The organism is Kitasatospora sp. NBC_01246 (assembly GCF_036226505.1).
Lineage (GTDB): Bacteria > Actinomycetota > Actinomycetes > Streptomycetales > Streptomycetaceae > Kitasatospora.
In genome coordinates, this window is sequence record NZ_CP108484.1 from 7,708,172 (window position 1) to 7,721,265 (window position 13,094).

General features: G+C 74.4%; 11 protein-coding genes. 10 read left to right on the plus strand and 1 reads right to left on the minus strand.

What is annotated here, in order from left to right:
• Nucleotides 1-11 precede the first annotated feature (11 nt).
• From pdxR to yidD, 8 genes are all read left to right on the plus strand, one after another.
• Entirely contained in the window at nt 12-1,556 is a 1,545-nt protein-coding gene (gene pdxR / locus OG618_RS32680; RefSeq protein WP_442906900.1) for a MocR-like pyridoxine biosynthesis transcription factor PdxR, read from the plus strand.
• A gap of 232 nt (nt 1,557-1,788) precedes the next feature.
• Nucleotides 1,789-2,298: a hypothetical protein gene (locus OG618_RS32685; RefSeq protein WP_329491213.1), complete on the plus strand. Its 510-nt coding sequence runs from the start codon at nt 1,789-1,791 to the stop codon at nt 2,296-2,298.
• A 130-nt stretch (nt 2,299-2,428) separates the two neighbouring features.
• Nucleotides 2,429-3,325 (plus strand): YwqG family protein, encoded by an 897-nt coding sequence (locus OG618_RS32690; protein WP_329491214.1) that lies wholly within the window; start codon nt 2,429-2,431, stop codon nt 3,323-3,325.
• 161 nt (nt 3,326-3,486) lie between these two features.
• Nucleotides 3,487-4,452: a hypothetical protein gene (locus tag OG618_RS32695; protein ID WP_329491215.1), complete on the plus strand. Its 966-nt coding sequence runs from the start codon at nt 3,487-3,489 to the stop codon at nt 4,450-4,452.
• A 429-nt stretch (nt 4,453-4,881) separates the two neighbouring features.
• Complete coding sequence (locus OG618_RS32700) at nt 4,882-6,291, plus strand: family 2B encapsulin nanocompartment shell protein (RefSeq protein WP_329492373.1); 1,410 nt, start codon at nt 4,882-4,884, stop codon at nt 6,289-6,291.
• 254 nt (nt 6,292-6,545) lie between these two features.
• On the plus strand, nt 6,546-7,391 hold the full coding sequence (locus OG618_RS32705) for a hypothetical protein (protein ID WP_329491216.1): 846 nt from the start codon (nt 6,546-6,548) through the stop codon (nt 7,389-7,391).
• 118 nt (nt 7,392-7,509) lie between these two features.
• Nucleotides 7,510-8,280: a bestrophin-like domain gene (locus OG618_RS32710; protein ID WP_329491217.1), complete on the plus strand. Its 771-nt coding sequence runs from the start codon at nt 7,510-7,512 to the stop codon at nt 8,278-8,280.
• Nucleotides 8,281-8,366: 86 nt separating this feature from the next.
• A complete protein-coding gene (gene yidD / locus OG618_RS32715) occupies nt 8,367-8,903 on the plus strand; it encodes a membrane protein insertion efficiency factor YidD (protein WP_329491218.1) in 537 nt (178 codons plus the stop codon).
• 75 nt (nt 8,904-8,978) lie between these two features.
• Here yidD and OG618_RS32720 read toward each other — a convergent pair whose 3' ends face one another.
• Nucleotides 8,979-11,342, minus strand: a complete 2,364-nt coding sequence (locus OG618_RS32720; protein WP_329491219.1) for a glycosyl hydrolase family 18 protein — start codon at nt 11,340-11,342, stop codon at nt 8,979-8,981.
• A 274-nt stretch (nt 11,343-11,616) separates the two neighbouring features.
• On the opposite strand from OG618_RS32720, the gene OG618_RS32725 reads away from it, so the two are divergent.
• Together OG618_RS32725 and OG618_RS32730 are read left to right on the plus strand one after the other, a co-directional pair.
• On the plus strand, nt 11,617-12,267 hold the full coding sequence (locus OG618_RS32725; RefSeq protein WP_329491220.1) for a class I SAM-dependent methyltransferase: 651 nt from the start codon (nt 11,617-11,619) through the stop codon (nt 12,265-12,267).
• A 230-nt stretch (nt 12,268-12,497) separates the two neighbouring features.
• Complete coding sequence (locus tag OG618_RS32730; protein WP_329491221.1) at nt 12,498-13,082, plus strand: TerD family protein; 585 nt, start codon at nt 12,498-12,500, stop codon at nt 13,080-13,082.
• Nucleotides 13,083-13,094: the final 12 nt, after the last annotated feature.

Genomic DNA, 13,094 nt, shown 5'->3' on the forward strand with positions numbered 1-13,094 from the left:
GGTTCGGGACCATGACGGACACCCCGGTCGCACACCCCCGGAAGCCCGCCCGCCCGACGGCCGGGCCGAGACCCCGCCCGGCGGCGGCAGCGACGGCTGCGGCACCGGCGACGGCGACGCTCGTGGCCGGCCCGCCCGACGGCCCGGCCGGCAGTGACCTGCACCTCGAACTGCCCGCCACCGGCGGCCGCCGCGCCGCGCTGATGGCCGCCCTGCGCGAGGCGATCCGCAGCGGCCGGCTCGCCCCCGGCACCCGGCTGCCGCCGTACCGCTCGCTCGCCGCCGACCTCGGCATCGCCCGCAACACCGCCGCCGACGCCTACGCCGAGCTGGCCGCCGAAGGCTGGCTGACCGCCCGTCAGGGCTCCGGCACCACCGTCGCCGACCGGGCCGAGCCGGTCGCCGCGACCCGGGCCCGCCGGACGTCCCCGTCGCGCCGGCCCGCCCACGACCTGATCCAGGGCCGCCCCGACGCCTCCGCCTTCCCCCGCGCCGACTGGCTCGCCGCCGGCCGCCGGGCGCTCACCTCCGCGCCCAACGAGGCCTTCGGCCCGGGTGACCCGCAGGGCCGCCGCGAGCTGCGGGTCGCCCTCGCCGACTACCTGGCCCGGGCCCGGGGCGTGCGCACCGACCCCGAGCGGATCGTGGTCTGCTCCGGCTTCGCCCACGCGCTGCGGCTGCTGTTCGACGGCGCGGGCGCGGTACTGGGCGGCCCCGCAGCCGGTCCGCTGGCCGTCGAGGCCTACGGGCTGGGCTTCCACCGGGCGCTGCTGGCCAGGGCGGGGGTGACGACGCTGCCGCTGCCGCTGGACGAGGACGGCGCGCGGATCGACGCGCTCGCGGAGCACCCGACGGTGCGCACGGCGCTGCTCACCCCGGCCCACCAGTTCCCGACCGGCGGCCCGCTGCACGCCGCCCGGCGCGCGGCGGTGATCGACTGGGCGCGCGGGAGCGGCGCGCTGGTACTGGAGGACGACTACGACGGCGAGTTCCGCTACGACCGGCGCCCGGTCGGCGCGGTGCAGGGGCTCGACCCGGAACGGGTGATCTACCTCGGCAGTGTCAGCAAGAGCCTGTCGCCCGCGCTGCGGCTCGGCTGGATGGTGCTGCCCGAGCAGCTGGTGGACCGGGTGCTGGCCGTCAAGGGCGAGCGGGAGGCCTGGGCGAGCGCGCTCGACCAGCTGACGCTCGCGGAGTTCATCGAGTCGGGCGGCTACGACCGGCACGTGCGGCGGATGCGCCGGCGCTATCGGGACCGCCGGGACCACCTGCTGGCCGAACTGGCCGTGCGGGCGCCGCACATCGAGGTGTCCGGGATCGCGGCCGGCCTGCACGCGGTGCTCCGGCTCGCGCCCGGCACCGAGCGGTCCGTGCTCAAGGCGGCGGCCTACCGGGGACTGGCCCTGGACGGGCTGGCGGACTACCGGCACCCGCTGATCGGGCCGGACGCGATGCCCGTGGCGGACGGTCTGGTGGTCGGCTACGCCACGCCGGCCGACCACGCCTACCAGGCGGCCGTCGCCGCGCTCTGCGACGTCCTGCCCGCCCCGCTCTGACCGGGGCCGCCGGCCCGCACGCTCCGGCCCTTACCCTCGGGCCCGCACCCTCCGGCCCGCGCCCTCCGGCCCCGGGTGGGTGGTGCGGGCCGGAGGGTAAGGGGAGGGGCCGTGGCGGGAGGTGTCGTGGCGTAGTCAATGGCCCGCCGCGTCCGCTCCGCTGTCATATGCCGGTACGGGCCCGGGCGGAGGCCGGTGCCACGACCGGCGGTGCCGCCTAGGCTCACTGGTCATGCGCAGAACACATGTGAGCCGTCTCGGAATCGCTGCGATCCTGGCCCTCGTCGTCGGTCTGCTCCTCTCGGCCGCTCCCGCCCAGGCGGACACGCCGCTGCTCACGGTCGGCTCCGACCGGGCGACGGCGACCCCGGGCTCCGCGGTCACCCTGACGTTGACGCTGACCAACCCGCACGACACCCCCGTGCGGTTCGTCTACCAGTCCGTCCAGCCGACCTACCAGACCAGCCAGGTCCCCGGTCTGGCGTACGCCTTCTCGTCCTGCGGCGGGGCGGTCAGCGCGTGCGACACCGGCGGCACCAGCGGCCTGGTCCACCACACCGTGCCCGTCGCGGCGGGGGCCTCCACCACCGTGACGCTGACCTACGACATCGCGGCCGGCTCGGCCTGCGGCGCCGGCACGCGGATCGACTTCTACACGTACCTCTACTACGAGTACCAGTCCGGCGCGGCCTCCGACTCCGGCATCTTCGACATCCCCGGCAACGAGGTCGTCTGCTCCTGACCCCGGCCGGTCCGGCCCGCTCGCGCGGGCACCCGTCCCACAGTCCCCCGTCAGGTGCCGGCCGCCCCCGTACCGGCACCTGACGGGCCTTTCGCGTGCGCTGTCGGACCCTTGTGACAGGCTTGCGCGCATGGCCGAACCGCTGACCGATGCGACCGACCGCGCCGCCGCGAGCGCGCCCGCGGGCCTCCCCGCGCGCATGACCGCAGCCGCGAGCACGACCGCCGGGGCGGCCGGCTCCCCGGGCCGGTCCGCCGCCCGCCCGGGGGAGCCGGGCCCGCGCGGGTTGCCCGTCCCGCCCGGTGTCGCCGAGGCGATCCGGGCCCGGGCCGACGAGCGGACTGCTCCGCTGGTGCACGGCCTGATGCGGCCCTCGCTGGCGCTCGCCGCCGGGGGCGACGGTCCGTCGGCCGGGGTGCTCGGCGGGCTGCCCGCCCTGCCGGCCGGCACCGGGTGGCCGGAGTTCGCCGGCCGCCCGATGCAGCTGCTGGCCCAGCTCGACTGCGCCGGCCTGGCGGAGGCCTTCCGCACCACCGGCCGGGGCGGTGACTGGCCGCTGCCGACCGCCGGGCTGCTCCTCTTCTTCCACGACGAGTGGCTCTCCGACTTCACCGGCCGTGGCTGCCGGGTCCTGCATGTGCCCGCGGGCGCACCGCCCGGACCGGCCCCGGCCGACGGCCCGGGCACCCCCGCCGTCCCGGCCGTCGAGGTCCGGGCCGAGTGGCGGCTCTCCGCGCCCTCCTACCAGGACCGCGAGCTGGAGAACGTCTTCCCCGACGACTTCATGATCGCCCTCGACCTCGCCGCCGACTTCCGCGACCACCTCGCCGCCCCCGGCGTGCGGGTGCTCGGCTGGTGCGACACCGACACCGGCCGCCCGGCGGGGCACCGGCCGCTGCTGCAGATCGGGAGCCGCGCCCTCGCGGTGGACTGGGGCGAGTGCGTCAACGTGTCGTTCTGGATCACCGACGAGGACTTGGCGGCGGGCCGCTTCGACCGCGTCCGGCACGGCTTCGAGGTCGCCTGAGCGGGCCGGCGAACGCCGCTCGGAGCGGGCCCGCCACCGCTGCCCGGGCGGGGCCGCCCGGCCGCCACTAGGCTGCTGGAAGAGGTGGGGGCACCCGCCCGCGACCGCCGGTCCGCCCGGCCGAGCGGTCGGACCCCGATCGCCGAACCGGTGGGACGGACGTGGTAGCAGAGGGATCGGCGACATTCGACGCGGCGGCGCCCGACGGCGCGGAGCCCCCGGTCGGCGAGCTGCTGCGCTCGGTCCGGGCCCACCCCTCACTGCTGCCCGAGACCCTCGCCGTCTTCGCCGTCCGCCACCGCGGCCCCCGGGCCGCCCGCCGGGTCGCCGCGCTGCGGGCGGCCCACCCGGAGGCGACGCCGCAGGAGCTGGCCGGACTGGCGGTGACGCACGCCCGGCGGGTGAGTCAGAGCGAGGGCGCCTTCGTCGGCGGGCCGTTCATGGTGCTCATCCCCTTCGCGTTCTGCACCGCGCTGCTGGCCCAGGCCCAGCTGTTCCTCGAACTCGCCGCCCTGGCCGGGAGGGACCCGGCCGCCCGGCCCCGGGCCGCCGAGATCCTGGTGCTCCAGGGCGCCTACCCCGATGTCGCGGCCGCCGGGCGCGCCCTGGACACCGCGCCCCGGCCCTCGGGCGGGCGGCGGCGCGGGCTCTGGTCGCTGCTCCGGCGGATGGCCCGGCTGCTCGGGCTGACCAGTGAGGGGGCCGATCCGCCGCCCTCCCGCTGGCGGACGGCCGGCGGCTGGCTGCTGGTCCTGCTGGTCTTCCTGATCGGGCTGGTCGCGCCGCTGGTCTGGCTGCCCTACATGGGCTTCTCCTACGCCCGGGCGACCGACCGGGTCGGCAGCCGGTCCGTCGACTTCTACTTCGGCGGTGACGTCGCCGGGGCCGCGCTGCGGCGGCGCCGTCGTCGCGCCGACCCGGCGACCGTCGCGGCCACCATCAGGGCGGGGATCTCGCTGGTCCTGCCGGTGGGGGCGGTGATCATGCTGCTGCTCGCCGACATCCGGGTCGCGGGCAGCCGGTGGCCGCTGATGTCGATCATCCTGCTCGTGCTGTCCGTCCTGGTCGGCGAGGTCTGGTACCGCCGCCACCGGCGCCACCGGCGGGCCGCGGCGCAGGACGGGTGACGGTCCGCCGTTCGGGCGTCCGACGGGCCGTCACCCGGCCCTTGGCCGGGTGTTCGACGAGCGAACACCTGTGCCATCCGCTCGTGGGCCGCCCGGCGGCCCGCGGGCCCGCACGTCGCTCCGTTCGGGTGGAGGGGATCGTTCCGGTGGGCGGGCGATTCGCATGCACAGCAAGTCCGGGGTCAATGGGAGGAACGCACGGGATTCCAACCGCCAGGCGCATCAGATTCACCCTATCGGGGGGTGCTTTGGGGCCGTACGGCTTTGGCCGGGCGCGGGTGATCTAGGGTTCCCGGTGGGTCGCCCCGAGTGGGCGGACACCATCGCGCTCTCTCGCCAACACCCCTTCCCGTACGCGTATCTGATGATCCGTCCCCGGACTCCGGGGCGGGTCGGCGTGACCTTGACCAGATGAAGGAGACCCTGCCGATGCCGGTGGACACGAACCCGGAGACGCAGCAGGTACCGCAGCAGTCGAGCCTGACGACGGCCGCTGCCCGCAACCTCGCCACCACCACCAAGTCCGCACCGCAGATGCAGGAGATCACCTCCCGCTGGCTGCTCAAGGTGCTCCCCTGGGTCCAGGCCGCCGGTGGCGCCTACCGGGTGAACCGCCGGCTCACCTACACCGTCGGCGACGGCCGGGTGGAGTTCATCAAGACCGGCTCGGAGGTCCGGGTCATCCCCCGTGAGCTCGGGGAACTCGCCCTGCTGCGCGGCTTCGACGACGACGGGGTGCTGACGGCCCTCGCCGACCGCTGCGAGCAGCGCGACTTCGGCCCCGGCGAGGTGCTGGCCGAGCGGGGCACCGAGGCGGACCGCATCTACCTGATCGCCCACGGCAAGATCAACCAGATCGGCACCGGCAAGTACGGCGACGAGACGGTGGTCGGCGTGCTCGGCGACGGCGACCGCTTCGGCGAGCACGCCGTGCTCGACCCGGACGCCGTCTGGGAGTTCACCGCCACCACGGTGACCGCCGGCACCGTGCTCTCGCTGCCGAGGCGCGAGTTCCAGGCCATCCGGGACGGCTCGCCCGCGCTCCAGCGGCACCTGGAGGAGTTCCTGGCCCTGCCGCTCCAGCGCCAGAACGAGCGCGGTGAGGCCGAGATCGCTATGTCGGCGGGCCACCACGGCGAGTTCGAGCTGCCCGGCGCCTTCGTGGACTACGAGCTGAAGCCGCGCGAGTACGAGCTGAGCGTCGCCCAGACGGTGCTGAAGGTGCACAGCCGGGTCGCCGACCTCTACAACCAGCCGATGAACCAGACCGAGCACCAGCTCCGGCTGACCATCGAGGCGCTGCGCGAGCGCCAGGAGTACGAGCTGGTCAACAACCCGGAGTTCGGCCTGCTCAACAACGCCGACTTCTCGCAGCGGATCCAGACCCACTCGGGCCCGCCCACCCCGGACGACCTCGACGAGCTGCTGAGCCGCCGCCGCGACCCCGACTACCTGCTCGCCCACCCGCGCGCGATCGCGGCGATCGGCCGCGAGCTGAACTCCCGCGGGCTCTACCCCCACCATGTCGACCTCGGCGGGCAGCAGGTGCCGGCCTGGCGCGGGGTACCGATCCTGCCGTGCAGCAAGATCCCGATCACCAAGGAGAACACCAGCTCGATCCTGGTGATCCGGACGGGCGAGGACAACCAGGGCGTCATCGGCCTGCACCAGACCGGCATCCCGGACGAGTACCAGCCGAGCCTCTCGGTGCGCTTCATGGGCATCAGCGAGAAGGCGATCATCTCGTACCTGGTCAGCGCCTACTACTCGGCCGCGATCCTGGTGCCGGACGCGGTCGGCGTCCTGGAGAACGTCGAGATCGCGCACGGTCGCCACTGAACAACGGCCCGATCGGGCGCGGGCGGGCCGTAACCGGCCCACCGCAAGATCGTTTCACCTGACGTCGGACGGCCCGCCCCTCAAAGGCGGGCCGTCCGATGTCGCCCCTCCCGGCGCCGACCGGGCTCCAGGACGGGGCCGACTTCCGACGAGGACAACTCCCCACGAACGCGGACCTCCTGACGATGCGAGAGATACATGGAGCCCCTGGCGCAGCCCCGGCGGGCACGGCGGATACCGGTGGACGGGCCGTCGTGACCGCAGACCTGATCGTCGTGAGCAAGGGCGCTTCCGGGCGCCGGGCCCGGCTGGCCGGCGCGGCAGCCGGGGTGGCCGCCCTCTGCGCGCTGCTGAGCGGCGCGACCGGTGCCGCCCGGACCCCCGAGCACCACGGCGGGGGCGACCCGCACGGGCCGGTCGTCGAGACCTGCGTCTCCACCGGCACGGACGTCTCGGTGTCGGTCGGCCGAGGTGGCGTGGGCGTCGATGTCGATGTCGACGTGGAGGTGGGCGTCTCGGTCGACCTCTCCGGAGTGCTGCACCACCCCGGTCCGCACCCGAAGCCCAGTCACCCGCCCTGGCACCACCACCACCACCCGTGCCCGAGCCCCACCCCGACGCCCAAGCCGAGTCCGACGCCGACACCCACCCCCACGCCGACGCCGACTCCCACCCCCACCCCGACGCCGACGCCGATCCACCCGCCGACGCCGGAGCCGAAGCCCACCCCGACGCCGACCCCCGCGCCGGTGCCGCCGCCCGCCCCGACGCCGAGGCCCACCCCGCCGCCCGCGTCGACCAGGCCCGTGCCGAAGCCCACGCCGAAGCCGACCGCGGCACCGGTCGTGCCACCGGCCCCCGCGCCCGAGCCGCCCTCGCCGACCGCCACGCCGAGCCCGGCGGCCGTCGAAGCGAAGCCGCGGCCCGTGGTCAAGCCCGTCCGGGTGCCGCTGGCGGCCCCGCCGGTGCCCGCTCCGGAGCGCCACCACGGCAGCTCGCCGACCCGGACGATGCTGCTCGTCACCGTGCCCGCCGTGCTCGCCGCGGCGGCCCTGCGCCCGCGCGGCCGGTCCGGCCGGGGCGGCTCCGGCCGCTCCTGAGGCGCCCGGCCCCCGAGGCGGCCCGGCCCGGCCGGCCGCCTTCGACCGCCCGGTCGTCGGGTGAGCGGGTGACGGCCGGGCCCGATACAGAGAACCCGAGCTGAAGAAGGGAGTTCCCATGTCCGAGTGGTTGGCGCTGGCCATCGCCATGTCGGCGGCCTGCGCCGTCGTGGTGGCGGTGGTGCTGCTGAGGCACCGCAGGGTCAGTGAGGAGGAGGACACCGACGAGACGCCCGACGTCATCGAGTACATGACGATGATGATCGGCGTGGTCTACGCGATCGTGCTCGGCCTGGCCATCGCCGGCGTCTGGGAGGCGCGCGGCGCCGCCCAGGACGACGTGGCGCGCGAGGCGCAGTCGCTGCACGAGGTGAGCGAGCGCGCCCAGATCTACCCGGTCGAGTTCCGCGACAAGGTCCGCGCCGATGTGGACGCCTACGTCTCCTACGTGGTCGACACCGAGTGGACGTACATGCGCGAGCACGGCGAGATCTCCGAGCGCGGCACCGAGTTACTCGACAAGCTCCGCACGGACGTCGCCACCCGCACGCCGGCCAGCGATCTGGAGGCCCAGGCCTACCAGCCGATCATGGACCGGATCAGCACCGTCGACGACGCCCGCAGCGCCCGCGGCCAGAACGCCGGGCCGACCATGCCGGGCGTGGTCTGGTTCGGCCTGATCGTCGGAGCCGTGGTGACCGTCGGCATGGTGTTCGCACTGCAGATCCGGCGCTCGCCGCGGGAGTTGCTGCTGGCGGGGGCGTTCAGCGCGCTGATCGCCTTCCTGCTCTTCCTGATCTGGGACTTCGACGATCCGTTCGGCCGGAGCGTCTCGGTGACCACGCAGACGTTCACCGACCTGTTCCCGACCCTGGGCGGTGGCGACTGAGCGTCACGCGGACCGGCGTTCCTTCGATAATCTGATCCGGCCGTCGGGGGTCGGTCCCGTCGGGCGCATCGAGAGGATCGTCAGTCGTGACCTACCCGCCGCCCCAGCAGGGCGCGCCCTACCCGCCCCGACGCCCCCAGGTCGCCTGGTGGTGGCTGCCCGAGAAGGAGCGCCGCCGGCGCCGCAAGCAGCGCGAGGAGTGGCGGGCGTACCAGCGGCGGAAGGGCAAGAAGAACGACAACGACTGCTCGGACGCCTGCGACTGCTGTGACCTCGGGGACCCGTGCCTGATCGCGCTCGTCCCGGTGATGATGGCCGCGGGCCTGAGGTTCGCCCTCGGTGGCGGCCGCGGACGGCGCGGCGCGGCCGCCGATCCGTCGGCGCCCGCCCCGGCCGGCTTCGCGGCGGGCGTGCTGTACGGGGCGGTGCGGTACTACCGGAGCGAGATCAGTCCCCGGCGACCGGCCTGCTGCCCGTACACGCCGTCCTGTTCCACCTATGCCGTCCAGGCGCTGCACCGGCACGGTGCCGTGCGCGGGGCGCGGCTGACCGCAGGCCGGCTGCTCCGCTGCCGCCCGGGCACGGCGCGCCGCGGCGGGGCGGACCCGGTGCCGGGGCGGTAGGGCCCGTCGCGAGGAGCGGTGACGCAGGGGCCGCGCGGATCACGGTGATCCGCGCGGCCCCTGCCCGGTGGTGCGTCAGCGCAGGCTGCTGTCGATCGCGTTCAGCAGGGTGCCGGAGGCGTCGTCGTTCTCCAGGGAGAAGGCGAACATCCCGGCCAGGCCCTTGCTCTTGGCGTACGCCCCGCGGGCCTGGATGGCCTGCGGGGTGTCACCCGTCCAGAAGTTGGTCCCGTCGTAGACCCAGGAGGTCTCCGTCACCGGGTCCCAGTGGGTGTTCGCCGCGCTGGCGTTGAGCTCCTTCCAGGCGGCCAGGCCGGCCTCGGCGCTCAGCGGCTTGGCTGGGGTCGGACCGGTCGCGCTCTGGTACAGGCCGTAGTTCGAGCCGGCCGGCACGCCCGTCCAGCCGCGCCAGTAGAACGGGATGCCCAGCACCAGCTTGTTGGTCGGGAAGCCGCCCGCGATGCCGTACTCCGGCAGGCCGGTGGTGTACGCGGCGAGGGTGGTGTCCACGTTGTACTTGCGGGTGCCGGGAGTGATCGGCGTGGTCGGGTCGGCCGGGCTGTCGTGCAGCGGGTCCTGGTGGTTGGTCGGGCCCTTGGCGTCCCAGGCGCCGTGCATGTCGTAGGTCATGACGTCGGCGTAGTCCAGGTAGGCGCCGATCTTGTCGGTCTCCAGCTGCGCGATCTTGTCCTGGCCGCTGGGCAGTGCGGCGGTCAGCAGGAACCGCTTGCCCTGGGCGTTGCCGAGGGCGTCCAGCTGGGTGCGGAACTCCTTCAGCAGCAGGGTGAAGTTCTGCTTGTCGGCGGCGGAGTAGTGGTTGCCGGTGTGGCCGCCGGCCGAGCCCGGGTACTCCCAGTCGAGGTCCACGCCGTCGAAGAGTCCGGCCGCCGAGGCCTGGCCGCCCGAGGCGTCACCGGCCACGCCGGTCGGCAGGTTGCCCTTGAGGAACATGTCCACGCAGGAGGAGACGAAGGCCTTGCGGGAGGCGTCCGTCGCGGCCGCGTCCGAGAAGTACTTGGAGTACGTCCAGCCGCCGATCGAGATGGTGAACCGCAGGTTCGGGTACTTGGCCTTCAGCTGGCGCAGCTGGTTGAAGTTGCCCTTGAGCGGCTGCTCCCAGGTGTCGCTGCTGCCGTCCACGCTAGCCGCGCCGTTGTAGTCGGCCTGGTAGTCGGCGTAGGCGTCCCCGGCGCCGTCCCCGGCGTTGGGGTTGGACTCGTTGGCCGAGTCGGAGGCCTTCACGGCCTGGAAGCAGGTGTGCGTGGTCGGGTGGATGTTGGCGAAGGCGTAGGTGATCACGTCCAGCTTGCCCGCCGCGCCGCTGGTGTCCACGTTCTTCGCGTGGTACGCGTTCTCGTAGACGCCCCACTGGTCGAAGTAGGCCGAGCGGAACGGGCTCGCGGCCGGGGCGGGCGCGGTGGTGGTGCCCACCGGCGCGGACTGCGCGGAGGCGTGGCTGCCCGAGTAGCCCTGGACGGTGAACCGGTAGTTGGTGCTCGGCAGCAGCGAGCTGACGGCCACCGAGGTGCCCATCGAGGTCGCGACCAGCTGGCTGCCGGAGTAGACCTTGTAGGCCACCGGGCCGTCGCCGCCGGTCAGCGTGGACGGCTGCCAGCTGAGCACCACGGCGTTGCCGGTGACCTTGCCGACGGTGAGCCCGCCGGGCACGGTGACCTTGCCGTCCCCGGCCGGGCCGGTGCCCGTCGCCGTGGCGGTGGCCGTCGCGGTGGGGCTGGTGGTCGCCGTCGGGCTGTTCGAGGCCGTCGGGCTGGTGCTCGCGGTGGGGCTGTTCGAGGCGGTGGGGCTGGTGCTCGCCGTCGGGCTGCTGGTCGCGGTCGGGCTGCTGGTCGCCGTGGGGCTGCTGGTCGCGGTCGGGCTGCTGCTGCTGGTCGGCCCGGCCGGGCCGGTCAGGCTGAGGTCGTCTGCCCGGTAGGTGCCGGTGCCGTACCAGCCGTGCGTGAACACCGTCACCGAGGTGGTGGCGGCGCCGGTGGTGAAGGTGCTGCTCAGCTGCGTCCAGCCGGTCGCGTTGGGCGTCCAGGAGGAGGAGTTGACCCCGGTGCCGGTCGCGCCCAGGTAGACGTAGCTGCCCTGGACCCAGCCCGACAGGGTGTACTGGGTGTTGGGCAGCACGGTCACGGTCTGCTGGCACTGCGCGGTGTCGGAGGCCGATGCGGCCCCGCTGAGCGCGTAGCTCCCGCCGTGCACCGGCGTGGTGACGACGGATCCGTTGACGCAGGTCCAGCCGGCCAGCGAGCCGGTCTCCAGACCGGCGTTGGCGAGCAGGTTGACGGGCGCCGCGGAGGCCGTGTTCAGGGAGAGCGCGAGGGCGGCGGTGCCGGTGGTGAGCGTGGCCGCCAGGGCCAGCGCGGTGGCTCGCCGGCGTGGTGCGGCGGCCCGGCGCTCGGCGGGGCGCGCGGGCGTGACTCGGTCGTGCATGCGGTGTCCTCCGGATGAGTGGGGGTTCCGGCGGTGCGGTGGCCCGGGTGGGCCGAAGGGAGCCGAGCCGAGCGCTGTGGGGGCGCGCGGGCGGGGTGACACATGCTTCGGTACGACGCGTCGAGACCGTCGGGCCGGGCCCGTACGCATCGACGACATCACAGATTGGACTGGACCAATATTCGCCGTCAAGGGTGTCCGCCCGCTGGACGGTCGGCGGCCCCCCGCCGGTACGGTGGCGTACGGAGCAGCCCCGCCGAACGGAGGACGAGCCATGGACAGCCAGGACTGGAACGACCGCTACGCCGCGAGCGAGCTGGTCTGGGGCGCCGAGCCCAACCGCTGGGTGGTCGGCGAGCTGACGGGCCGCACTCCCGGCCGCGCCCTGGACGTCGCGGCCGGCGAGGGGCGCAACAGCATCTGGCTCGCCCGGCAGGGCTGGCGGGTGACCGGCCTCGACTTCTCCGCCGTCGCCCTGGAGCGCGCCGAGCGGCTCACCGCGGACCTGCCCGACGAGGTCGCCGACCGGCTCACCTGGCGCCACGACGACGCCCGCGGCTTCCCGCTCCCGGCCGAGGGCTACGACCTGGTGCTGGTCGCCTACCTCCAGCTCCCCGCCGCCGACCGCCGCACCGCGCTGCGCCGGGCCGCCGCCGCGCTCGCCCCCGGCGCCACCCTGCTGGTGGTCGGCCACGACAGCAGCAACCTCACCGAAGGGGTCGGCGGCCCGCAGGACCCGCGCGTCCTCTTCACTCCGGACGACGTGCTCGCCGACCTCTCCGACGCCGGGCTGCGGACCGTCCGCGCCGAGCGGGTGCTCCGCCCGGTGGCCGCGGAGGCCGGACACCGCGACGGGGCTACCGGCGGGCGCGCTGCCGCGGTCGACGCCCTGGTGCGGCTGGAGCGGCCGTTGGAGCGGCCGTAGCGGGGGTCCGTCGGCGTCGCCGGGCGCCGCGTGCGGGACCTGCGCCGGAGCCCGCTTGCGGAATCGCGGCCGGGAGGCCGGTGGGTCGTCGCTAATCCCTCCGTGTCCGGATGATGTGGTGTTGATCGTAGGAGCGGGGTACGGGGATTCCCAGGACCGACCCTGCGCACCCGGGAATCTCTACAGTGCTGTAGATTCAGGACGCAGGGCGGAGCAACGAGGAGGACGCGATGAGCGTTTCGCTGGCCAAGGGGCAGAAGCTGAGCCTGGAGAAGCCGGGCGGGGGGCAGCTGGGCGTGGTGCGGATGGGCCTCGGCTGGCGGGCCGCCCAGCGGAAGGGGTTCTTCGCCAAGCTGTTGGCCTCGCAGGAGATCGACCTGGACGCCTCGGCGGTGCTGTTCGCCGCCGGCAAGCCGGTGGACGTGGTCTTCTTCCAGCACCTCACCAGCAACGACGGTTCGGTGCGGCACAGCGGGGACAACCTGACCGGCGGCGCCGGCGACGCCACCGACGACGAGTCGATCACGGTGGACCTCACCAGGGTGCCGAGCGAGGTCGACCAGATCCTGTTCACCGTCAACTCCTTCACCGGGCAGACCTTCCAGGAGGTCGAGAACGCCTTCTGCCGGCTCGTCGACGAGCAGACCGGCGCCGAGCTGGCCCGGTACACGCTCACCGGCGGCGGCCCGTACACCGCCCAGATCATGGCCAAGGTGCAGCGCACGGCCGGTGGGTGGCAGATGGCCGCGATCGGCCAGCCGGCCAGCGGGCGGACCTTCCAGGACCTGATGCCGGAGCTGGCCAAGCACCTCTGACGGTGCGCCGCG